The following is a 20,975-nucleotide window of genomic DNA, read 5'->3' as shown; positions in this document are numbered from 1 at the left end:
CGTGTTACTTGATGCCCGTCAGGGCGATCCCCTGGATGAAGTGGCGCTGCATCGCGATGAACAGGACGAGCACCGGGATGACGATGAGGAACGACCCGGCCATCTGCAGCCCGAAGTCCGAGCCGTGGCCGCCGGCCTCGGCCGAGAACAGCGCCAGCGACACCGGGAGCGTGTACATCGAGTCGTCCTGCGAGATGATCAACGGCCACAGGAAGCTGTTCCACGACCCCATGAACGTGAAGATCGCGAGCGTCGCGAGGGGCGCCTTGCACAGCGGCAGCACGATCTGGAAGAACGTGCGGAACTCCCCCGCGCCGTCGATCCGGGCGGCATCCAGCAGCGAGTCGGGGATCTCGAGCATGAACTGCCGCATCAGGAAGACGCCGAACGCCCCCACCATGCCCGGCAGGATCAGGCCCCAGTAGGTGTTCACCATGCCGAGGTTCGCGACCAGCACGAACTGCGGGATCAGGGTCACGATGCCGGGGACGAACAGCGTCGCCAGCACGACGACGATGATGACGTTCTTGCCGGGGAACTTCATCTTCGCGAGCGCCCAGCCCACCATCGACGAGAACAGCAGCGTTGTCGCGACCGTCACCGCGGCGAGGAACACCGAGTTGAAGAACGGCCGGAGGATGTCGAACTCGAACAGCCACGCACGGAAGTTGTCGAGGGTCGGATGCTGCGGCCACCACGTGATCGGCCGCTGCATGATCTCGGCCTTCGTCTTGAAGGCGCCGAGCACCATCCAGACGAACGGCAGGACCGTGGCGGCCAGTCCGACCGACAGCACGACGAGGACGGCGAGGTTGCCCCACCGGATCGGCTTGCGGGGCGGACGGGGCTGCGGGGGCTCGGTCGCCGCGACGGCGACCGTCTCGAGCGTTGTGGTCATGTCAGGTCCTCTGGCGGAAGAAGCGGAACTGGATGAGCGCGAGGATGCCGACGAGCGCGAAGAGCACGTACGCGCCGGCCGCGCCGACCGAGTAGTTGCCGTACTTGAACTGGTTGTAGACCTGCAGCGCGATCGACGTCGTCGACTCGAGCGGCCCGCCGCCCGTCATGACGAAGGGCTCGTCGAAGAACTGCATGTAGCCCGTGGTCACGAGGATTGTGTTCAGCAGGATGGTCGGCATCATCATCGGGATGGTGATGCGGAAGAACTTCTGCACCGCGTTCGCGCCGTCGATCGACGCCGCCTCGTTCACGTCCGCAGGGATCCCCTGCAGGCCCGCGAGGAAGATCACCATCGAGGCGCCGATGTTGCGCCAGACGGCCATGATGGTGATCGCCAACAGCGCCGTGTTCGGGTCGCTGAGCCAGTTGGGCCCCGCGATGCCGACCGAGGCGAGGATCGTGTTGATGACGCCCGTGTTCTGGTACATGATGCGCCACACGACGGCGACGGCGACGATCGTCGTGATGACCGGCGTGTAGTAGCCGACGCGGAAGAACGTGGCGACCTTGCGGCTCACGGAGTTCAGGAGCACTGCCAGCACGAGCGCGAGGAACAGGGTGGCCGGCACACCGACCACGACGAACATCAGCGTGTTGAACAGGGCGCGCTGGAACGACGGGTCGGTGAGGACCGCGACGAAGTTGTCGAACCCGACGAAGTTGACGTTGAACGGGTTGCGGATGTCGCGTGCCCGCAGGTCGGTGAACGACATCGCCAGCGAGCTGACGAGCGGGATCAGGCCGAAGACCCCGAACGTCAGGACGAACGGCGCGACGAAGACCCACGCGATGAGGGCCGAACGGCGCCGCTGCGCGGCCAGGGAAGAGACCTTCCCCGGCCGCGCCTGCGTGGATGTCACCACCCGAAGCCGATCTTGTCGGCCTCGGCCTGGATCTCCTTCGCCGCATCGGCGCCCGTGATCTCGCCGCGGGCGACCTGCTCGGAGTACTTGCTGATGAGGTCGGAGATCTGCGACCACGCCGGATAGTTCGGCGCGGCGACGGTGTCGGCCAGCTGCTCGGTGAGCGTCTTGGTCACCGGGTTGTCCTGGATGGGCGCGTACTGGCCTGCAGCGACGTTGGCGGGCAGCTCGCCCTGCAGGTCGTACCAGGCCTCCTGCTGGTCCTGCTCGCCGATCCACGACAGCAGCGACCAGGCCGCGGACTTGTTGTCGGATGCCGAGAAGACGCCGAGGTTGCCGCCGCCGATGTACTGGTCGTTGCTGCCGCCGGGCCCGGCGGGCGAGACGGTGTAGCCGACCGAGTCCATCGTGAAGCCCTCGGGGGCGGTGCCCTTGTCGATCTCCTCCTGGTAGATGTCCAGCATCCAGGGGCCCGAGATGAACATCGGCGTGCCGCCGTTCTCGAACGTAGCGTCGGTGTCGCCCAGCGGCGCCTCGCCGCGCTGGAAGTAGCCGCCGTAGTAGTCGAGCGCCTGGACGAACTCCGGGGTGTCGATCGTCCACTTCTTGCCGTCGGTCATCTCACCGCCGGCCTGCGCGTCGAACGGCACGATGACCTGCGCCGGCTGCTCGGTGGGCTTGGGGAGGCTCAGGCCGAACGTGCCGCCGGGGCGCGACGCGAAGGCGGCCGCCATGGCCTCGGTCTCTTCCCACGTCGTGGGCGCCGAGAGGCCGAGCTCGGCCGCGATGTCGGCGCGGTAGAACAGGAAGCGCGTCTCGACGTACCAGGGCATCGCGTACAGCCCGTCCTCGCCGGTCACCGAGTCCACCGCGGCGGGGTAGAAGTCCGCCTCGTCGTACACGCCGTCCGGCACGGCGTCGAAGGCGCCCATGCCGATGACGGTCGCCGTCTGGTCGGCCCCCGTCATGATGATGTCCGGGCCCTTGCCCGCCGCGGTCGCGGTCTGAGCCTTCGTGATGACCTGATCCCACGGGACGTCCGTGATCTTGACGCTCGCGTCCGGGTTCGCCTTGACCCAGTCCTTCGTGAGCTTCTCCAGGTTGTCGGCGTGTCCGCCCGCCGTCCAGATCTCGACGACGCCCGACGCCTTGCCCGCTTCTGCCGGGGCGGCCGACGATCCCTCGGCAGCGCCGTCCGCGCTGCGACCGCAACCGGACAGGACCAGGACGGCGCCGAGCGCCATCGCCGTGATCGCAGTGACTCGCATCCCTTGCATGCTCACTCCTTTGTGTGATTTCGAAACGAAAGCTCGAAATTTCGTGCCTCAGTGGGAGACTATAGAGCGAAAGTCCGGCGCTCGTCCAGCCGGAGCCGGGAAATAGACGAGCGATCGTTACCGTTTGCCGCTAGCATTTTCGGAAAGTCGATCCGGAGGAACCCCATGGCAGTCCCGCTCGCGCAGATCGCAACCGAAGCAGGCGTCTCGATCCCGACGGTGTCGAAGGTGCTCAACTCCCGGCCCGATGTGTCGCGCGCCACGCGCGACCGCGTCGCCGCCGTCCTCGAACGCCACGGCTACGAGATCCGGATGCGACCGCGCCTGGCCACGGGGTTCCTCGACATGCGGGTGGTCAACCTCGACCAGGCGTGGTCCGAGGCCGTCGTCCGCGGCGCCGCCGAGACGGCGAAGCGCCACGGCAAGGATCTGGTGCTCGCCGTCGAACCCGATCCCGAGGACTGCGACGAGTGGGTGCAGCACGCGCTGGAACGGGGGTCGGACGGCGTGCTGAGCGTCGTCGCGGTGCCCAGCGCCGAAGCCCGGCGCCAGCTCGCCGAGGCCGGCATCCCCCTCGTCGTCGTCGATCCCCTGCACCGGACGCCCGAAGGCGCGTACTCGATCGCGGCGACGAACTTCCAGGGCGCCTTCGACGCCGCCGAGCACCTCCTCCGGCTCGGACACCGGCGCATCGCCACGATCACCGGTCCCCTCGACCAGGACAACGGCATCGCCCGGCTCGCGGGGTTCCAGGCCGCGCTGCAGCAGGCGGGCGTCCCCGTGGACGAGGACCTCGTGATCCGGACGCAGTACGGCATCGATCAGGGCTACGACGCGACGCGCCTGCTCCTCACCCGCGGATCGCGCCCGACGGCGATCTTCGCCGCGAGCGACGACAGCGCGCTGGGCGCCATCCGCGCCCTCCGCGAGCACGACCTGCGCATACCGGACGACATGTCGATCATCGGCTTCGACGATCTGCCGCACTCGTCCTGGATCGACCCGCCCCTGACGACGATCCGCCAGCCCCTCGCACAGATGGGCAGCGCGGCGGTCGACGTGATCGTGCGCGTGCGCGCCGGCCAGCATCCGGCCGCGCGCACCGAGCTGTCGACCACGCTGGTCGTGCGATCGTCGACGGCCGAGCTCAGCGGCTGACGACGGCGGCCGGCTGCCTAGAGCTGCCCCGGCGCAGCGTCGAGATCGCGGATCGGGTCGAGGATCGCTTCGGCCGCCCAGGTCGCGGCATCCGCGATGTCTCGGCCGCTCATGCCCAGTTCGCGCCGCATCGTCACCCACGTGGCCGAGGAGTCGAGGTGCGACAGCGCCGCCACGACCGCCCGCCGGTCGTCGTCGGCGAGAGAGGGGGCCTCGCGCCGCAGCATCCCGTCGAACTCCTCGCGATGGGGCGCGGGGTCGGAGCCGTTGACGCCGCGCATCGCCGTCTCGGCGACGACGTACGCCAGTTCGGGCCGCCGGTCGTAGGCCTCCATCGCCTCACGGATCGCGATCGGGACGTCGAAGATCGACTCGGACTCCGCCCGCGTGAAGATCGTGCGCTCGATCCAGGCGGCGGTGGCCAGCAGCAGGTCCGCCCGCGTCGGATAGTGGCGGAAGACGGTCCGCTCGCCCACGCCGGCGCGCAGGGCGACCAGCCGGAACGACACATCGTCGGTGCCCACCTCTTCGATGAGCTCCGCGTACGCGGCGAGGATCGCCGCCTGGGTCCCCGAGACCTCGGGCGCCGTCGAGGGCGCGGCCATCAGGCCGCCCGGTCCGCTTCGGACGCCGCCGGCAGGACCCGCCGCACCGCGAGATCGAACACCTGGTACGTGTCGTCGGCGCTCATGTCGAACCCCGTGCGCATCCGCGCCCAGAACATCGGCGACGCGAAGTAGCGGAGGGATGCCGCGACGCGCCGCGCGTCGCGACGGTTGAGGTTGGGCGCCGTGGCGTCGATCATCGCGACGATCGCCTCGGACATCGGGGCGGCGGAGTCCTCGCCGGTCGGAGACAGCGCCCCGCCGCGGGCCGCGACGAACGCGAAGGCCGGTGCGGCGTCGTAGGCGCGGAACCGGGCACGCACCGCCTCGCGGAACTCGCCCGCGGTGCGGAAGTCCTGCACCGGGAAATGCTCGGCCTCGATCCAGCGCGCGAGCGCCTCGAGCAGGTGCGACCTCGTGGGGAATCTGCGGTAGATCGTCCGCTCCGAGACGCCGGCGGCCTCAGCGAGCTCGAGGTACGAGACATCCTCGAAGGTGCGCTCACGCAGCAGCAGCGCGGCGTTGGCGAGGATCAGCGACGGGGTGTCCAGAGCCTCGTCCATCACGGCATCCCTCCCCTCCCGTCCCGATGAGGCTTCACCGGCTCCGCCGGGAGGACGTAGCGGTCGGAGCCGTCCAGCGTCAGGGCCAGGGACGAGACGAACTGCAGCTCGCCCCGGGGCCCGGACTCAGCCGAGGCCAGCATATCCGGCCGTTCGAAGGTGTAGCCGGTGACGTGGCAGCGCAGCCGTTCGCCCGACGGGTTGCCGTCCGCGTCGAGCATCGGCGTCGGGATGCCGTCCGACCCGCGCCGGAGGTAGTACCGGCCGCGGGTGACGATCGCCATGAGCGGCGTCACCACGACCGCGACCCCGATCGCGATGAGCACGGAGAAGGGCTGCACGGCGGGTCCGAACGCGCCCGCGAAGCACAGCAGCGAGAGCAGCGACGCGAGCCCGACCGAGACCGGACCGACGGGGTTCCAGTTGTGCAGCATCCCGCGGCGGAACTCCGGGAAGCGCGGCGACAGCCGCAGCAGGTGCTTGTTGATCACGATGTCGGCCGAGATGGTGACGAGCCACGCCATGACGACGTTGGCGTACAGGCTGAGGACGAACGAGATCAGGCTGAAGACGTCCATGAGCATCAGCGAGAGCGCGATCGCCAGGTTGAACACGACGAACACGGTGCGGCCGGGGTAGCGCTTCTTCACGCGCGTGTAGACGTTCGACCAGGCGAGCGACCCCGAGTAGGCGTTGGTGACGTTGATCTTCACCTGCGCGACGACGATCAGCAGGAGGGCGAGCACGGCCGCGGTCCAATCCGGCAGCAGCGACTGGTACATGCCGAGGAACTGCTTCACCGGCTCCACCGCACGATCGGCGAGCGACGGGTCCACCTTGGTGACCAGATACACCGCGAGGAAGAGCCCGATCACCTGCTTCGTCCCGCTGAAGATCACCCACCCCGGCCCGCTGAAGACGAACGCGGTCCACCACGACCGCGCGTTCGTGCGGGTGCGGGGCGGCATCACCCTGATGTAGTCGATCTGCTCCGCGAGCTGCGGCGTCAGCGCGAAGCACACGGCGGCGCTGGCCACGACGGCGCTGAAGCTCACGGTTCCGTCGGACGCGCCCTCGAAGCCGATGAACTCCGTCACCGCCTCGGGCTGCGTGAACACGATCCACACGAGCGGGAGCAGCGCGAGGGCGAGCCAGAGGGGCGTGGTCCAGAACTGGAGCCGCTCGAGGGCTCGCATGCCGTAGATCACGATCGGGATGACGGCCAGCGTCGAGATGACATAGCCGGCGGGCAGCGGTATGCCGACCGCGACCTCCAGCCCCTGCGCCATGATCGCGCCCTCGAGCGCGAAGAAGATGCACGTGAAGCCGGCGAAGACCACGGTCGTCACGATCGAGCCGTGGTAGCCGAATCCGGAGCCCCGCGCGATGAGGTCGAGATCGAGGTTGTAGCGGGCCGCGTAGTAGGCGACGGGGAACCCGACCAGGAAGATGATGACGGAGGCGAGCAGGATGCCGAGCACGGCGTTCGTCGTGCCGTGCTCGAGCCCGACACTGGCGCCGATCGAGAAGTCCGCGAGGAACGCGATGGAGCCGAGCGCCGTACCGCCGACCGACAGCGCGCTCCACCGCCGGAACGAGCGCGGCACGTACCGGAACGCGTAGTCTTCGAGGCTGTCCTCGGCGGCCGAGCGCGCATCTCCGCCTCGGGCGCCGGTTCTCACGCCCAGCGCATGCACACTCACCTCCAGCGCTTCCACGATGACTGGATCCTGCCGGAGAAGTGTTTCGGCCGCGTTGCCGCGGCGAATCGATCTGAATCAGATCGCCATCGCCTCGCGCACGGCGTCCACCGCGCCGGCGCCCCCTTCCCCGGTGACCGTGACACGGCCCGACTGCAGGACGTAGAAGCGGTTCGTGGAGCGCAGCGCGAAGCCGACGTGCTGTTCGACGAGCAGCACGGAGAGGTCGCCGCGCCGGGTCAGGTCGATGATCACCCTTTCGATGTCGGCGACGATGTTGGGCTGGATGCCCTCGGTGGGCTCGTCGAGGACGAGGAGCCTGGGCTTCGTGAGCAGCGTGCGGGCGATCGCCAGCTGCTGGCGCTGGCCGCCCGAGAGCAGCCCCGCGCGCCGGCCGAGCAGCTCCTTCAGCACGGGGAACAAGTCGAACACCTCGTCGATGTCGGACTGCCGCTTCGCCACGAGCTGCAGGTTCTCGAGCGTAGTCATCTGCGGGAACGACTGCTGCCCCTGCGGGACGTAACCCAGTCCCCGCCGGACGCGCAGGGAGGGCGGCATCCGCGTCACGTCCTCGCCGTCGATCAGCACCTGACCGCTCATCACGGGGATCAGCCCGGTGGCGACGCGCAGGAGCGTCGTCTTGCCGGCCCCGTTGTGCCCCATGACCGACACCGCCTGTGACGTCGGGATCGCGATCGTGACATCGTGCAGCACCTTGGTCCGCCCGTAACCGGCGGTGACGCCCTTGAGCTCGAGCATCAGTGTTCCCCCTGCTCTTCGACGGCGGCATCGGCTGCCGACCCTAGATAGACCTCCTGGACGCGCGGGTCCGCCTGGACCTGTTCGACCGTGCCGGCCGTGAGCACCTTGCCGGTGTGCATGACGGTGACCCATTCGGCGAAGCTGCGGACGAAGTCCATGTCGTGCTCGATGACGATGATCGTGCGCTCGTCGCCGATGCGGCGCAGCAGCTGTCCGGTCTCGTCGCGCTCGTCGGCGTTCATGCCGGCGACGGGCTCGTCGAGGAACATGACCTTCGCGTCCTGGACGAGCAGCATGCCGATCTCGAGCCACTGCTTCTGGCCGTGCGCGAGGGTGCCCGCCGGGCGGTCGCGCTGCGCGGTGAGCCCGATGGTCTCGAGCGCCTCCTCGACGTACGCCGGAACGCCGCGCCGGGTCAGGGGCAGCCGCCACGCGGAGCGGTGCACGCCGCCGGCGATGTCGAGGTTCTGCAGCACCGACAGCTCTTCGAACACGGTCGCCGTCTGGAAGGTGCGCCCCACCCCCGCGCGGATGATCTTGTTCGTCTTCATCGACAGCAGGTCTCGGCCGTCGTACACGGCGGTCCCCGTCGCGGGGACGAGGCCCGTGAGCGCGTCGACGAGGGTCGTCTTGCCGGCGCCGTTCGGCCCGATGAGGAAGTGCACCTGGCCCTTCAGCATCAGGAGATCCACGTCGTCCACCGCCGTGAACTCGTCGAAGCGCACCGTGAGGTTCGACACCTTCACCGAGGTCTCGGCATCCGGACTCAGCAGCTCGCCGGCGTCCGCCACCGGAGGCGTCACATCGATCCCGCTCATGCCGCCAGGCTCCTTTCCGACTTCGTGCGTCCATCCGTCTTCGATCGGACCGCCGCGACCAGCCTGCCGACGAGCGAGGCCAGACCGTTCGGCAGGAACAGCGTCACCAGGATGAACAGCAGGCCGAGGATGTAGATCCAGCCCTCCGGCCAGCTGGAGGCGAGACTGGACTGGCCCCAGCCGATCGCCATCGCCCCCAGCACCGGGCCGAACAGCGATGCGCGTCCGCCGAGGGCGACACCGGCGATGAACAGGATCGAGGCCGAGGCGCCGATCTCCTGCGGGGTGATGATGCCGACGAGGGGCACGAACATGGCCCCGCCGATGCTGGCCATCACGGCGGCGATGACGAACGCGACGAGCTTGATGTTGGCCGGGTCGTAGCCGAGGAAGCGGACGCGGTCCTCGGCGTCGCGGGTCGCGAGCAGGAGCTCTCCGAACCGGCTGCGGTGCAGCTGCCAGGCCACGAGCATGCAGACGACGAGCAGGGCCGCGGTGATCAGGTAGACCATGATCTTGTTCGCGTCGTCGTTCAGGACGTAGCCGAAGAAGTACTTGAAGCCGCTGAGGCCCGTGTCGCCGCCGGTCTCGCGGATCGTCGAGCTGACGAGCACGGCCAGGGCGACGGCGAGCGCCTGGGTCAGGATGGCGAAGTACGCGCCCTTCACGCGCCGCTTGAAGAGCGCGAAGCCGAGGATCCCCGCGACGATCACGGGCAGCAGCACGATGGCGAGGATGGTGAAGGCCTCGCTGCGGAACGGCTCCCAGAACGCGGGCACCGAGGCCAGCGGGTCGTACAGGATCATGAAGGTGGGCGTCGCCCCGGGTCCGGCGGTCTCGAGCGTGAGATGCATCGCCATCGAATAGGCGCCGAGTGCGAAGAAGACTCCCTGCCCCATGACGAGCATGCCTCCCCGGCCCCACGCGAGGCCGATCCCCACCGCGACGATCGCCCAGGCGCAGTACTTGCCCAGGTTGCTGATCCAGTGCAGGGAGAGGACGGAGGGCGCCACCGCGAGCAGGACCACCGCGAACACGGCGATGCCGATGAGCGACAGCCACGGGCTGCGGGAGCGGGTGCGCGTGGCCGGGTCCGCGAGCGGCGGGCTCGCGAGGCCGGTCTTGGTGAGCTCGGTCATGCCAACCCCCTGGTGCGGACGGTGAAGAGCCCTTGCGGGCGGACCTGCAGGAAGACGACGACGAGGACGAAGGCGAGCACCTGCGCGAGACTGCCGCTCGTCCAGTCGGCGAAGAACGCCATCGCGACGCCGATCACCCACGCGGCGATGACGGTGCCCTTGATCTGGCCGATGCCGCCCGCGACGACGACGAGGAACGCCGGGATGATGTACTGCACGCCCATCTGGGAGTTCGTGCCGCCGATGAGCGACGCCGCGACACCGGCCACGCCCGCCAGGCCCGAGCCGACGAAGAAGGTGATCCGGTCGACGTTGCGGGTGCGGACGCCGACGGTCTCGGCCAGGTCGCGGTTCTGCACGGTCGCGCGGATGCGGCGGCCGAACGAGGTGTACTTGAGCCAGGCGGCGAGCGCGGCCACGCACACGCCGGCGAGCGCGATCGTGAACGCCTGGCGGAGCGGCCACGCGTAGCCGAAGACGTCGATCTGCCCCTGGAGCCAGCCCGGGTTCTCGACCGGGACGCCCTGGGCCGGGAAGATCTGGAGCGCGATCTGCTGGAGGATCAGCGAGACGCCGACCGTCGCGAGCAGCGTGTCGAGGGGACGCCGGTACATCCACTGGATGATGCTGACCTCGAGCAGCAGCCCGAGCAGACCGGCGACGACGAACGCGGCCGGCAGCGCGAGCGGGATCGAGATGTCGCTGGAGGGGATGACCAGCTGGACCAGATAGGTGACGAAGGCGCCGACCATGATGAACTCGCCGAGCGCCATGTTGATCACCCCCATCTGGCCGAAGATGAGCGTGAGCCCGAGGGCTGCGAGCAGCAGCAGCGCCCCCACGGCGCTGCCGTTGAGCAGCGGAGGGATGAGTGCATCCATGCGCGGTCACTCCCTTCTGTTGCGAAGGCGGGAAAGAGGAGGGTCCGGATGCCGGGGCCCAGTGCCGTGCGTACGGCACGGGGTCCCGGCATCCGTGAGGGGATCAGCCGGCGGCGGCCACGAGCGCCTTGCGGACGTCCTCGGGGAACCAGTCGTACTGCTCCAGGTACGGGTCCGGCTCGATGAACTCGTCGGAGGCCCAGACGATGTCGAACTGGTTCTCGGCGTTGATCTTGCCGATGTGACCGGGCTTGGAGATGTGGTGGTTGTCGCCGTCCAGCGTGACGACGCCCTCCGGCGCGTCCACGGTGATCTCGTTCTCCTTCGCCGCGGCGTTGATCGCGTCGACGTCGAACGACCCGGCGGCCTCGACGAGGGCCTTGTACAGGTACAGCGAGATGTAGGCGGCCTCCATCGGGTCGCTGGTCACGCCGCTGGAGCCGGGGTAGGCCTTCCACGCGTCGATGAACGCCGGGTTGTTCGGGGTGTCGAGCGACTGGAAGTAGTTCCACGAGGCGTAGTTGCCGGTGACCTCGTGGCCCATGGCGGGGGCCTCCTCCTCGGCGATCGACACCGAGATGATCGGGGTCGTCTCGGGCGTGAGGCCGGCGTCGTAGTAGGCCTTGATGAAGCCGACGTTGGACGAGCCGTTGATGGTGTTGAAGATGAAGTCGGGCTTCGCCGCGGCGATCTTCGCCACCTGGGTGGTCCAGTCGTCCTTGTCGAGCGGCACGTACTCCTCGCCGACGATCTCGATGCCGAGCTCCTTCGCGTAGAGCTTGATGATCGCGTTCGCCGTGCGCGGGAAGACGTAGTCCGAACCGGCGAGGAACAGCGTCTTCACGCCCTGCGAGGCCAGGAAGTCCATCGCGGGGATGATCTGCTGGTTGGTCGTCGCACCGGTGTAGTAGATGTTGGGCGACGCCTCGAGGCCCTCGTACTGCACCGGGTAGAAGAACAGGCCGTTGTGCTCCTCGACGACGGGCTTGACCGCCTTGCGCGACGAGGAGGTCCAGCCGCCGAAGATCGCCGCCACGCAGTCCTGCGTGAGGAGCTTCTCGGTCTTCTCGGCGAAGGTGGGCCAGTCGGTCGCGCCGTCCTCCTGGATGTAGTCGATTTGCTTGCCCAGGATGCCGCCGTCGGCGTTGATCTCGTCGGCGGCCATGTGCAGCACGTTCGACACGGTCTTCTCCGAGATCGCCATGCCGCCGGTGAGCGAGTTGAGGAAGCCGAGCTTGATGGTGTCGCCGGACGTGTCGACGCAGCTCTCGGCCGCGGCCGCCGACGCGCTCGGCCCGGCCTCACCGGCGCGGCTGCCGCAGCCGGACAGGACCAGGGCGACGCTCGTGACGAGCGCGCCCGTGGCCAGGATCGCCCGCAGGCGCTTCCTGTGGTTGGGGATCATGCTGTGCTCCGTTCGGGTGGGTGATGCGTGGGGGTGCAAGTGGTCCCACCATGGAGCCGCGGCATTACATTGCCTTTGCTCGAACGTATCGGGCATGTAAACACTCGGACGGCCGGATCCTCGTTGTTCCGCGTGATTCCGCGGATCTCGTAGGTCTTGAGGCGTCCGGGCGTTCCTGCACCCCTTCGCCTGAGTGGCAGACTTCTGACACACATCGACGAGGAGGGAGCGCCCATGCACCTTTCACCCGCGGACACCGAGAAGCTGCTGCTGGCGGTCGCCGGCATGGTGGCGCGCGACCGCAGGGAGCGCGGCGTCAAGCTCAACCATCCCGAGGCGGTCGCGCTGCTGTCGACCTGGGTCATCGAGCGCGCCCGCGACGGCGCCGAGGTCGCGCAGCTGATGACCGAGGGGCGCACCGTGCTGACCCGCGACGACGTGATGGACGGCGTCGCAGACATGCTGGCCGATGTGCAGGTCGAGGCGACCTTCCCCGACGGACGCAAGCTCGTCACCCTTCACCACCCGATCGATTGAGGAGTCGACATGGCATCAGGATCAGCATCCGGACCCGGCGCCATCCGGGTACGACCCGGTTGGATCGACCTCAACGCCGACCGCACGGATGACGAGCGCCTCGAGCTCGTGATCCTCAACACCGGCGACCGGCCGGTGCAGATCGGCAGTCACATCCATCTGCCCGATGTGAACGCGGCGCTGCAGTTCGACCGCACGGCGGCGGCCCGCTTCCGGCTCGACATCCCCTCGGGTACGTCCGAGCGCTTCGAACCCGGGGTCTCGAAGCGCGTCGGAGCCGTGGCGCTGCGGGGTCACCGCCGCGTTCCCGGCATCCGGATCCGATCGGAGGCGTCCTGATGCGCATCGACCGCGAGCGATACGCCGCGATCTACGGACCCACCACCGGCGACCAGATCCGGCTCGGCGACACCGACCTGTGGATCGAGATCGAGGACGACCTCACCGTCGGCGGCGAGGAGGCGGTGTTCGGCGGGGGCAAGTCCATCCGGGAGTCGATGGCCCAGAGCACGCTCTCGCGCGCCGACGGAGCACTCGACACCGTGATCACGAACGCCGTCATCCTCGACTGGTGGGGCGTGGTCCGGGCGGATGTCGGCATCCGCGACGGCCGCATCGCGGGGATCGGCCGCGCCGGCAACCCCGACATCGCCGACGGCGTCGACCCGCGGCTGGTCATCGGCCCCTCCACCGACGTCATCTCCGGAGAGGGCAAGATCCTCACCGCGGGCGGCATCGACTCGCACGTGCACCTGCTGTCCCCCTCGCAGATCCACGAGGCGCTCGCCACCGGCATCACGACGATCGTGGGCGGCGGCACCGGGCCCTCCGAAGGCTCGAAGGCGACGACGGTCACGCCCGGCGCCTGGCACCTCGAGCGGATGCACAGGTCGCTGGACCGGCTGCCGGTGAACGTGCTGCTGCTCGGCAAGGGCAACACGGTGTCGCCGCAGGCGTTCGAAGAGCAGGCGCTCGCCGGCGCAGCCGGCTACAAGGTGCACGAGGACTGGGGCTCCACCCCGGCCGTGATCGACGCCAGTCTGCGCGCCGCCGAGGAGTGGGGGCTGCAGGTCGCGCTGCACAGCGACTCTCTCAACGAGGCGGGGTTCGTCGAATCGACCATCGCGGCGATGGCCGGGCGCACCATCCATGCCTTCCACGTCGAAGGTGCCGGCGGCGGTCACGCCCCCGACATCCTGTCGATCGCGAGCCTGCCCTATGTGCTGCCCGGGTCGACGAACCCCACGCTCCCGCACACCGTCAACACGGTCGCCGAGCACCTCGACATGCTCATGGTGTGCCACCACCTCAACCCCGGCGTCCCCGAGGACCTCGCATTCGCCGAGTCCCGCATCCGCGCCACGACCATCGCGGCGGAGGACATCCTGCACGACATGGGCGCGATCTCGATGACGTCGTCCGACGCGCAGGCGATGGGACGCATCGGCGAGGTCATCACGCGCACCTGGCAGGTCGCGCACGTCATGAAGGCCCGCCGCGGACCGCTCGGCGGGTCCCTTCCCGCCGACAACGAGCGCGCCCGCCGCTACGTCGCCAAGTACACCGTGAACCCGGCGATCGCCCACGGCATCGACGAGGAGGTCGGATCGGTCGAGGCCGGAAAGCTCGCGGACCTCGTGCTCTGGGACCCTCGCTTCTTCGGGTTCCGCCCGAGCGTCGTCGTGAAGGGCGGCGGATTGGTGTGGGGCGCGCTCGGCGATCCGAACGCGTCCATCCCCACACCCCAGCCCGTGCTCATGCGTCCCGCGTTCGCCGACGCGATCGGCGGGTCGCTCTCGGTCTCTTTCGTCGCACCCGCGGCGCTCGAGGCCGGCATCGAGGAGCGGCTGGGTCTCACGCGCCGGCTGCTGCCCCTGCAGTCGACACGCGGGATCGGCAAGGCCGACATGCGCAACAACGACGCGCTCCCAGCCATCGACATCCGCCCCGACACGTTCGACATCTCGATCGACGGCGAGCGCGTGGAGCCCGCTCCCAGCGCACGGCTGCCCCTGGCCCAGCTGTACCAGCTCTTCTGATGTCCGCCCTCGCCCCGTCCACCGTTGCGATGCTGCTCGCCGACGCCCGGCTGCCCTCGGGCGGCCATGCCCACTCGGCAGGTGTCGAGCCTGCGGTGAACGCGGGCGTGGGTCCGGCGGATCTCGCCGCGTTCCTCCACGGCAGGGTGACGACCACCACGCTCGTCGAGGCCGGGACGGCGGTCGCGGCCCGGCACGCGCGCCGCACCGGCACCGACCTCGACGAGGTTGAGGCCGCGTGGGCGGCGCGCACGCCGAGCCGGGCGCTGCGCGACGCCGCGCGGCTGCTGGCCCGGGGCTACCTGCGCGTCGGCGGGACGCTGCTCCCCGGCGATGACGTGCTCGACGCCTGGCGGCAGCGCCCCACTCCCCCGCCGCGGCCGTGCGTGCTCGGCGTCATCGCGGCAGGGCTCGACCTGTCCGCTCTGGAACTCGCGCGACTCGTGGTCTACGAAGACATGCAGGCCGCGGCCGCCGCCGTGCTCAAACTCGAGCCGCGTGACCCGCTCGAGCTGGTCTCGCTCGTCGCCGAGCTGTGCGCCTCCGTCGAAGGCCGGCTCACCTCGATCTCCCGCATCACCGACCCTGCCGGCATCCCCGCTCTCACCGCACCGCAATCCGAAGCGTGGGCCGAAGCCCACGCCCGATCCACCAGGAGGCTCTTCCGTGCCTGAATCGACCGCATCCCGCTCCCTGCGCCTGGGCGTCGCCGGCCCCGTCGGCACCGGCAAGTCGTCGCTCATCGCGACGATCTGCCGGGTCCTCGCCGACGAGATCCGCATCGGCGTCATCACGAACGACATCTACACCGACGAGGACGCCCGATTCCTCCGCTCGGCGGGCGTGCTCGAGCCCGAGCGCATCGTCGCCGTCGAGACGGGCGCCTGCCCGCACACGGCGATCCGCGACGACGTCACCGCCAACCTCCTCGCCGCCGAGGACCTCGAGCGCGCGTTCGACCCGCTCGACATGGTGGTGATCGAGTCCGGCGGCGACAACCTGACCGCGACGTTCTCGCCGGCCCTGGTGGACGCGCAGATCTTCGTGCTCGACGTCGCCGGTGGCGGCGACGTCGCCCGCAAGGGCGGGCCCGGAATCGGCCGCGCGGACCTGCTGGTCGTCAACAAGACGGACCTCGCCCCGTACGTGGGGGTCGACGTGCCGCGCATGGTCGCCGATGCCACCGCAGCACGGGACGGCCGCCCGGTGCTCGCCCTCTCGCGCACAGACGCCGCCTCGGTGGCCGCACTGCGCGAGTGGGTGCTGTCGATGCTGGCCGCGCACCGGGCAGGCTCCCACGTGCCGCAGGATCCCGGTCCGATGGCGCCGCACTTCCACGCCGACGAGGACGGCAACGGGTTCCTCCACACGCACGGCGACGGCGAGGCGCCGCACGCGCATGCGGCCGGCGAGCCGGCGCACGAGCACGCCGACCACGTGCACTCGTAGGCCGGGAGCCGTGAACCCCACGCTCGTCGAGGTCTCCGCGCGCGGAGACGCCGTCTCGTGCGCCCTGGAGGGCGAACTCGTGGTGCCTCGACTGATCCGCCGGCACGGCAGGTCCGTCGAGGTCGCCCTGGTCGCCGGCCGCGCCATGCTGCTCCCCGGAGACGACGTGCGCATCCGGATCACGGTCGGCGAGGGCTGCACGCTCCGGCTCGTCGACATCGGCGGCCTCATCGTCTACGGCCGGCCGGGCGAGGCGGGCGAGAGCTCGCAGTGGCACGCGCACGTGGACCTCGGCGCCGGCGCGCACCTCACGTGGGAGGGTCTTCCGACGGTGGTCACGGATGCCGGTCGCCTGGCGCGCTCGTTCACGATGACGCTGGCCGGCGGCTCGTCGGCGTTCCTGCGCGAGACGCTGGTGCTCGGCCGGGTCGGCGAGCGGGGCGGCGAGCTGACGGCGGCCACCGACATCCGCGATGACCGGGGACCGATCCTGTGCGAGGCGCTGGAGACTCGCGGAGACGTCCAGGTGCCGGGCATCCTCGGCGCGGCGCGGGTGGTCGACAGTGTGATCGCCGTCGGCGATCCCGTCGCGGTGGACGAGGTCGCCGGGGCGACCCGTCTGGAGCTCGAACGAGGCGGGACGGTGGTGCGCTTCCTCGGGGATGCCGCCCACGACAGTCCCCTGGGCGTGCTGCTCACCGCCACCGCCCCGCCTGTCCGTGAGCCGGCCCCGGTCGGGTGAAGGAGGATCGGTGAAACGGATGTCTCTGTCGGCACGCGGCGTGCTGCTCGTCGCCGGCGCACTGCTCTTAGCCGGCTGGATGCTGTTCGCGGTCGTCGTCGCGCCCGCTGACTACCGGACGGGCACGTCGACCTTCGGCATCGGCCTCGCGGTCACCGCCTTCGTGCTCGGGATGCGGCACGCCTTCGACGCCGACCACATCGCCGCCATCGACACGACGAGCCGCAAGCTCGTCGACGACGGCGACGACCCGTCGAGCGTGGGGCTGTGGTTCGCGCTCGGCCACTCCACGGTCGTGCTGGTCGCGGTCGGCGTCGTGACCGCCGGCGTCGGCGCGCTCACCTCGCAGATCGGCGCCGAGGACTCGCCGTTGACGGTGTTCACCGGCGTGTGGGGTCCGACCGTGTCGAGCGTGTTCCTGCTGGCGATGGCGACGGCGAACCTCGTCATCCTGGTCCGTCTCGTCCGCCCGGCGCACGGACGGCCGCAGCCCGGCCCCGGGGTGGCCGGCGGCGGCCCGGTCTCGCTGCTCATCGCCCGTACGTCGGCGACGCTGGACGCGCCGTGGAAGATGTTCGTCGTCGGCCTGCTGTTCGGGCTCGGCTTCGACACCGCCTCCACGATCACCCTGCTCCTCATCGCCGGAGGCGCGGGCATCCTCATGCCCTGGTACGCCGCGATGGTGCTCCCGCTGCTGTTCACCGCCGGGATGGTCGCCTGCGACGGGCTCAACAGCATCGTCACGGCGAGGCTCTATCGCTGGTCGGCCGACCGCCCCGAGCGACGACGCGGCTACAACGCGGCCCTTCTGTCGGTGTCGATCGCGGTCGCCTTCATCGTCGGGACCGTCGGCCTGTGCGGAGTGCTCGTCGACAGCGCCGGCGTGCAGTGGCCGCCCGTCCAGGCCGTCGCTGCGACGAACCTCGACTCGTTCGGCCTGATCATCGTCGCCGCGGTCCTCGTCACGGGATTCACGAGCTGGCTCGTCGCCCGGTGGCCCCGCGCGAGCGCGGTCTGACCGAGACATCCGGACCGCAGCCCGGACGGCTAGCCCTTGTCCTGGAAGACGCCGATCTCATCGCCGCGCTTCACGAACTGGAGGGCGCTGTCGGGGAAGGTGGCACGCAGCTCTTCGGGGACGCTGCTGTCGACGCGCACCTCGATGGTCGCGGGAAACCCACCCACGCTGCAGGCGCCGTTGGACAGGCCCGACACCGTCCAGTTGTCGGTGCTCTCGCCCTCGGCGGGGATGTCTGCGGTGGTGATCACCATCAGGCAGTCGTCGCCGGTCCCGCCGAACATCCCCGTCGTCGTCTCGAACAGGGTCAGTCCGTAGAACTCCCACGTGCGCGAACTGGGACCCGCGCCGAACCACCCCGCCGGCACCTCGACCAGGGCCTGCGGCCGGAGAGTCGCGATCTGGGGCGCGCCGCTCGACACCGACACAGGGGTGATCGCGACGAGCCCGTACGTGCACACCGCTGCGATCGCCGCGGCCGCGAGCACCGAGCCCACCCACAGCAGTCGCACGGTGCGCGACAGCCGCCGGGTCCGTGGCGCCGGCGCGGAATCGCGAGAGACGGGCGCCTCGTCCACCGGCTCGTCTGGCTGCTCGTCGACGAGCGTCTCGACCGCAGGAGGTGCGTCGACGGGCTCCTGCCGGCGCTGCTCCCCGACAGCGCGAGGGTCGGCAGCGGCGATCGCAGGCGCCTCCCGCGGACTCCCGGATGCGCGTGCGAGCGCCTCCAGCTCGCGCAGCCGCTGCTGCGCGGCGACGTCGGTGTGGATGTCGGCGGCCGGCCCGTAGGCGCGGGCCCGGAGCTGTTCGAGCTCGTCGGCGGTGTCGGTGCCCATCGCTGGAATAGTCCCACATCATCGGGCAAAAGCAGAACGGAGGGATGCCGGGGGTCACCGAGCGGCGGACGTCAAGGGCGTCGGGCGACCGGGGATCAGCGGCTAGCGTCGTAGGAGTCGCGACGCACACTGGCACGGGGAGGACCGATGACCGAAGCGAACGCCGGCGTGCCGGCGCCGCTCCTCGATGACCGCTATCGGCTGGGCGAGTGCGTCGGTGAAGGGGGCATGGCCCGCGTGTACCGCGCCGAGGACACGATGCTCGGGCGCACCGTGGCCATCAAGCTGATCCGGCCGGGCATCGACGGGGACTCGTCGGAACGTGCGCGCAGCGAGATGACGGTCCTCGCCTCGCTGAACCACCCGTCCCTCGTCACCCTCTTCGACGCCCGCCTCGTCCCCGGTCAGCCGGAGTACCTGGCGATGGAGTTCGTCGACGGACCCACCCTCGGCGCGCGGCTGACCGCGGGCGGAGCGCTGCGACCCGACGTCGTCGGGCATCTCGGCGCCGAACTCGCAGAGGCCCTGCACGTGGTGCACCAGGCCGGCGTCGTGCACCGCGACATCAAGCCCTCCAACGTGCTGCTGAGTCCCCCACAGATCCCGGGCGCGCGTCCGCGGGCGAAACTGGCGGACTTCGGCATCGCGTACCTCCTCGACACCTCGAGGATCACGACCCCCGGGCTCGTGATCGGAACCGTCGCCTACCTCGCCCCGGAGCAGCTCCGCGGCGATCCGCCGACCCCCGCGGCAGACATCTACTCGCTCGGGCTGGTGCTGCTGGAGGCGCTCACGGGCGAGCGCGCCCACCCGCAGGGAGCTGGAATGGCGGCGGCGGTGGCCCGCATCGAGAGCGGGCCCGAGATCCCCGCGTCGCTCGGTGCCCCGTGGACCGATCTGCTGACGCGGATGCTGCACCCCGACCCGTCGCAGCGACCGACCGCGATCGAAGTCGCCGCCGCGACGGGCGAACTCGCGAAGACTCCTCCGACCGGCGGCATCGTCGCGGCAGACGCCGCGACCGTGCCGCTCACCGCCCCGACGCTCGTCGCCCCGGTGGAAGGCGTGGCGGCAGCGGCCGCCGGCAGCTCCCCCGTGGCGGCATCCGCATCCGGGACCGCGCGGCGGCCGCGGCGCAAGCGCCTCATCGCACTCGTCGGCGGGGCGCTCGCGGCCGTCGCCGTCATCGTCGCAGCGCTCGCCGGCATCTCTGCGCTCACGGCGCCGACGCCCGCGCCGGTCGCGACCACGCCCGCGAGGACGCCGTCGCAGACCCCGCCCACCGAGGTGACCACGGGGACCGGCGACGACTCCGGTCTGAGCGAGGAAGAACGCAAGCGCGCCGAGCGCGAGCAGAAGGAGCTCGAGCAGAAGCAGCGCAAGCAACAGGACGAGGAGCAGAAGAAGCTCAAGGAGGAGCAGCGCAAGCAGGACGAGTGACCGCGAGAGGCCCGGCCCCGCAGCTTCCTGCGGACCCGGGCCTCTCAGCCGCCCTCTTCGGGCGGGTCGTGATGTTCGGAGCTTCTAGAAGTCCCAGTCCTCGTCCTCGGTGGCCTCGGCCTTGCCGATGACGTACGACGAGCCCGACCCCGAGAAGAAGTCGTGGTTCTCGTCGGCGTTCGGCGACAGGGCCGACAGGATCGCCGGGTTCACGTCGGTGACGGTCGAGGGGAACATCGCCTCGTAGCCCAGGTTCATGAGGGCCTTGTTGGCGTTGTAGTGCAGGAACTTCTTGACGTCCTCGGTCAGGCCGACACCGTCGTAGAGGTCCTGCGTGTACTGCACCTCGTTGTCGTAGAGCTCGTACAGCAGCGAGAACGTGTAGTCCTTGATCTCGTCGCGCTTGGCCTGGTCGACGGTTTCGAGTCCACGCTGGAACTTGTAGCCGATGTAGTAGCCGTGCACGGCCTCGTCGCGGATGATGAGGCGGATGAGGTCGGCCGTGTTCGTCAGCTTCGCGCGCGACGACCAGTGCATCGGCAGGTAGAAGCCCGAGTAGAACAGGAACGACTCCAGCAGGGTCGAGGCGACCTTGCGCTTGAGGGGCTCGTCGCCGCGGTAGTACTCCATGACGATCTGAGCCTTCTTCTGAAGGTTCGGGTTCTCGACCGACCAGCGGAACGCCTCGTCGATCTCTTTCGTCGAGCACAGCGTCGAGAAGATCGACGAGTACGACTTGGCGTGCACCGACTCCATGAACGCGATGTTCGTGTAGACGGCCTC

The 20,975-nt window shown here is 69.7% G+C and carries 22 protein-coding genes; 9 read left to right on the top strand and 13 right to left on the bottom strand.

Annotated elements, in window-relative coordinates; translation table 11 throughout:
• Positions 1-4: 4 nt before the first annotated feature.
• From ACTHNQ_RS04155 to ACTHNQ_RS04145, 3 genes are read right to left on the bottom strand one after another with little or no spacing between them, the layout of a single operon-like run.
• Positions 5-898: a carbohydrate ABC transporter permease gene (locus ACTHNQ_RS04155; protein WP_440331345.1), complete on the bottom strand. Its 894-nt coding sequence runs from the start codon at positions 896-898 to the stop codon at positions 5-7.
• A gap of 1 nt (position 899) precedes the next feature.
• Complete coding sequence (locus tag ACTHNQ_RS04150) at positions 900-1,820, bottom strand: carbohydrate ABC transporter permease (RefSeq protein ID WP_440331343.1); 921 nt, start codon at positions 1,818-1,820, stop codon at positions 900-902.
• Complete coding sequence (locus ACTHNQ_RS04145; protein ID WP_440331341.1) at positions 1,817-3,100, bottom strand: extracellular solute-binding protein; 1,284 nt, start codon at positions 3,098-3,100, stop codon at positions 1,817-1,819. Before ACTHNQ_RS04145 ends, ACTHNQ_RS04150 begins: the two co-directional genes overlap by 4 nt.
• A 165-nt stretch (positions 3,101-3,265) precedes the next feature.
• Between ACTHNQ_RS04145 and ACTHNQ_RS04140 the strand changes: the two genes are divergently transcribed.
• Positions 3,266-4,258, top strand: coding sequence for a LacI family DNA-binding transcriptional regulator (locus tag ACTHNQ_RS04140; RefSeq protein ID WP_440331339.1), 993 nt, complete (start codon positions 3,266-3,268; stop codon positions 4,256-4,258).
• A 17-nt stretch (positions 4,259-4,275) separates the two neighbouring features.
• On the opposite strand, the gene ACTHNQ_RS04135 is transcribed toward ACTHNQ_RS04140, so the two are convergent.
• The 8 genes from ACTHNQ_RS04135 to urtA form a co-directional block, all read right to left on the bottom strand.
• Positions 4,276-4,863, bottom strand: coding sequence for a TetR/AcrR family transcriptional regulator (locus tag ACTHNQ_RS04135; RefSeq protein WP_440331337.1), 588 nt, complete (start codon positions 4,861-4,863; stop codon positions 4,276-4,278).
• Complete coding sequence (locus tag ACTHNQ_RS04130; RefSeq protein ID WP_440331336.1) at positions 4,863-5,426, bottom strand: helix-turn-helix domain-containing protein; 564 nt, start codon at positions 5,424-5,426, stop codon at positions 4,863-4,865. Before ACTHNQ_RS04130 ends, ACTHNQ_RS04135 begins: the two co-directional genes overlap by 1 nt.
• Complete coding sequence (locus ACTHNQ_RS04125) at positions 5,426-7,144, bottom strand: purine-cytosine permease family protein (RefSeq protein ID WP_440331334.1); 1,719 nt, start codon at positions 7,142-7,144, stop codon at positions 5,426-5,428. The genes ACTHNQ_RS04130 and ACTHNQ_RS04125 overlap by 1 nt, the downstream gene beginning before the upstream one ends.
• Positions 7,145-7,204: 60 nt before the next feature.
• On the bottom strand, positions 7,205-7,885 hold the full coding sequence (gene urtE / locus ACTHNQ_RS04120; protein WP_018172425.1) for an urea ABC transporter ATP-binding subunit UrtE: 681 nt from the start codon (positions 7,883-7,885) through the stop codon (positions 7,205-7,207).
• Positions 7,885-8,706 (bottom strand): urea ABC transporter ATP-binding protein UrtD, encoded by an 822-nt coding sequence (gene urtD, locus ACTHNQ_RS04115; protein WP_440331332.1) that lies wholly within the window; start codon positions 8,704-8,706, stop codon positions 7,885-7,887. The genes urtE and urtD overlap by 1 nt, the downstream gene beginning before the upstream one ends.
• Positions 8,703-9,845: an urea ABC transporter permease subunit UrtC gene (gene urtC / locus ACTHNQ_RS04110; RefSeq protein ID WP_440331330.1), complete on the bottom strand. Its 1,143-nt coding sequence runs from the start codon at positions 9,843-9,845 to the stop codon at positions 8,703-8,705. Before urtC ends, urtD begins: the two co-directional genes overlap by 4 nt.
• Positions 9,842-10,726, bottom strand: a complete 885-nt coding sequence (gene urtB / locus ACTHNQ_RS04105) for an urea ABC transporter permease subunit UrtB (RefSeq protein ID WP_018172428.1) — start codon at positions 10,724-10,726, stop codon at positions 9,842-9,844. Before urtB ends, urtC begins: the two co-directional genes overlap by 4 nt.
• 103 nt (positions 10,727-10,829) lie before the next feature.
• Positions 10,830-12,131: an urea ABC transporter substrate-binding protein gene (gene urtA, locus ACTHNQ_RS04100; RefSeq protein ID WP_440331328.1), complete on the bottom strand. Its 1,302-nt coding sequence runs from the start codon at positions 12,129-12,131 to the stop codon at positions 10,830-10,832.
• Between the two features lie 234 nt (positions 12,132-12,365).
• On the opposite strand from urtA, the gene ACTHNQ_RS04095 reads away from it, so the two are divergent.
• Genes ACTHNQ_RS04095 through ACTHNQ_RS04065 form a run of 7 tightly spaced genes read left to right on the top strand, consistent with a single transcriptional unit; the run spans position 12,366 to position 17,916 of the window.
• Positions 12,366-12,668 (top strand): urease subunit gamma, encoded by a 303-nt coding sequence (locus tag ACTHNQ_RS04095; RefSeq protein ID WP_018172430.1) that lies wholly within the window; start codon positions 12,366-12,368, stop codon positions 12,666-12,668.
• A 9-nt stretch (positions 12,669-12,677) separates the two neighbouring features.
• Positions 12,678-13,007, top strand: a complete 330-nt coding sequence (gene ureB / locus ACTHNQ_RS04090; protein ID WP_440331326.1) for an urease subunit beta — start codon at positions 12,678-12,680, stop codon at positions 13,005-13,007.
• Positions 13,007-14,707 (top strand): urease subunit alpha, encoded by a 1,701-nt coding sequence (locus ACTHNQ_RS04085; RefSeq protein WP_440331325.1) that lies wholly within the window; start codon positions 13,007-13,009, stop codon positions 14,705-14,707. The genes ureB and ACTHNQ_RS04085 overlap by 1 nt, the downstream gene beginning before the upstream one ends.
• A complete protein-coding gene (locus ACTHNQ_RS04080; RefSeq protein WP_440331324.1) occupies positions 14,707-15,381 on the top strand; it encodes an urease accessory protein UreF in 675 nt (224 codons plus the stop codon). The genes ACTHNQ_RS04085 and ACTHNQ_RS04080 overlap by 1 nt, the downstream gene beginning before the upstream one ends.
• On the top strand, positions 15,374-16,156 hold the full coding sequence (gene ureG, locus ACTHNQ_RS04075) for an urease accessory protein UreG (RefSeq protein ID WP_440331322.1): 783 nt from the start codon (positions 15,374-15,376) through the stop codon (positions 16,154-16,156). Before ACTHNQ_RS04080 ends, ureG begins: the two co-directional genes overlap by 8 nt.
• 10 nt (positions 16,157-16,166) lie before the next feature.
• Positions 16,167-16,898, top strand: a complete 732-nt coding sequence (locus ACTHNQ_RS04070) for an urease accessory protein UreD (protein WP_440331320.1) — start codon at positions 16,167-16,169, stop codon at positions 16,896-16,898.
• A gap of 19 nt (positions 16,899-16,917) precedes the next feature.
• Entirely contained in the window at positions 16,918-17,916 is a 999-nt protein-coding gene (locus ACTHNQ_RS04065) for a HoxN/HupN/NixA family nickel/cobalt transporter (protein WP_440331358.1), read from the top strand.
• 29 nt (positions 17,917-17,945) lie between these two features.
• Here the strand turns inward: ACTHNQ_RS04065 and ACTHNQ_RS04060 are convergent, their stop codons facing one another.
• On the bottom strand, positions 17,946-18,752 hold the full coding sequence (locus tag ACTHNQ_RS04060) for a hypothetical protein (RefSeq protein ID WP_440331319.1): 807 nt from the start codon (positions 18,750-18,752) through the stop codon (positions 17,946-17,948).
• 147 nt (positions 18,753-18,899) lie between these two features.
• Here ACTHNQ_RS04060 and ACTHNQ_RS04055 point away from each other — a divergent pair, with 147 nt between their 5' ends.
• Positions 18,900-20,192 (top strand): protein kinase domain-containing protein, encoded by a 1,293-nt coding sequence (locus ACTHNQ_RS04055; protein ID WP_440331317.1) that lies wholly within the window; start codon positions 18,900-18,902, stop codon positions 20,190-20,192.
• A gap of 84 nt (positions 20,193-20,276) precedes the next feature.
• Here the strand turns inward: ACTHNQ_RS04055 and nrdF are convergent.
• The coding region (gene nrdF / locus ACTHNQ_RS04050) for a class 1b ribonucleoside-diphosphate reductase subunit beta (RefSeq protein WP_440331315.1) at positions 20,277-20,975 on the bottom strand (699 nt) is incomplete at its 5' end.

Origin of the sequence: Microbacterium sp. (assembly GCF_051953575.1) — a bacterium.
GTDB lineage: Bacteria > Actinomycetota > Actinomycetes > Actinomycetales > Microbacteriaceae > Microbacterium.
Note: the sequence above shows the minus strand (reverse complement) of the source record. Positions and strands in the feature narration are given on the sequence as shown.

Coding starts and splice junctions, on each gene's coding strand:
- ACTHNQ_RS04155 (WP_440331345.1), bottom strand. CDS start 898: ATGACCACAACGCTCGAGACGGTCGCCGTCGCGGCGACCGAGCCCCCG.
- ACTHNQ_RS04145 (WP_440331341.1), bottom strand. CDS start 3,100: ATGCAAGGGATGCGAGTCACTGCGATCACGGCGATGGCGCTCGGCGCC.
- ACTHNQ_RS04140 (WP_440331339.1), top strand. CDS start 3,266: ATGGCAGTCCCGCTCGCGCAGATCGCAACCGAAGCAGGCGTCTCGATC.
- ACTHNQ_RS04135 (WP_440331337.1), bottom strand. CDS start 4,863: ATGGCCGCGCCCTCGACGGCGCCCGAGGTCTCGGGGACCCAGGCGGCG.
- ACTHNQ_RS04130 (WP_440331336.1), bottom strand. CDS start 5,426: ATGGACGAGGCTCTGGACACCCCGTCGCTGATCCTCGCCAACGCCGCG.
- urtE (WP_018172425.1), bottom strand. CDS start 7,885: ATGCTCGAGCTCAAGGGCGTCACCGCCGGTTACGGGCGGACCAAGGTG.
- urtD (WP_440331332.1), bottom strand. CDS start 8,706: ATGAGCGGGATCGATGTGACGCCTCCGGTGGCGGACGCCGGCGAGCTG.
- urtC (WP_440331330.1), bottom strand. CDS start 9,845: ATGACCGAGCTCACCAAGACCGGCCTCGCGAGCCCGCCGCTCGCGGAC.
- urtB (WP_018172428.1), bottom strand. CDS start 10,726: ATGGATGCACTCATCCCTCCGCTGCTCAACGGCAGCGCCGTGGGGGCG.
- urtA (WP_440331328.1), bottom strand. CDS start 12,131: ATGATCCCCAACCACAGGAAGCGCCTGCGGGCGATCCTGGCCACGGGC.
- ACTHNQ_RS04095 (WP_018172430.1), top strand. CDS start 12,366: ATGCACCTTTCACCCGCGGACACCGAGAAGCTGCTGCTGGCGGTCGCC.
- ureB (WP_440331326.1), top strand. CDS start 12,678: ATGGCATCAGGATCAGCATCCGGACCCGGCGCCATCCGGGTACGACCC.
- ACTHNQ_RS04085 (WP_440331325.1), top strand. CDS start 13,007: ATGCGCATCGACCGCGAGCGATACGCCGCGATCTACGGACCCACCACC.
- ACTHNQ_RS04080 (WP_440331324.1), top strand. CDS start 14,707: ATGTCCGCCCTCGCCCCGTCCACCGTTGCGATGCTGCTCGCCGACGCC.
- ACTHNQ_RS04065 (WP_440331358.1), top strand. CDS start 16,918: ATGTCTCTGTCGGCACGCGGCGTGCTGCTCGTCGCCGGCGCACTGCTC.
- ACTHNQ_RS04060 (WP_440331319.1), bottom strand. CDS start 18,752: ATGGGCACCGACACCGCCGACGAGCTCGAACAGCTCCGGGCCCGCGCC.
- ACTHNQ_RS04055 (WP_440331317.1), top strand. CDS start 18,900: ATGACCGAAGCGAACGCCGGCGTGCCGGCGCCGCTCCTCGATGACCGC.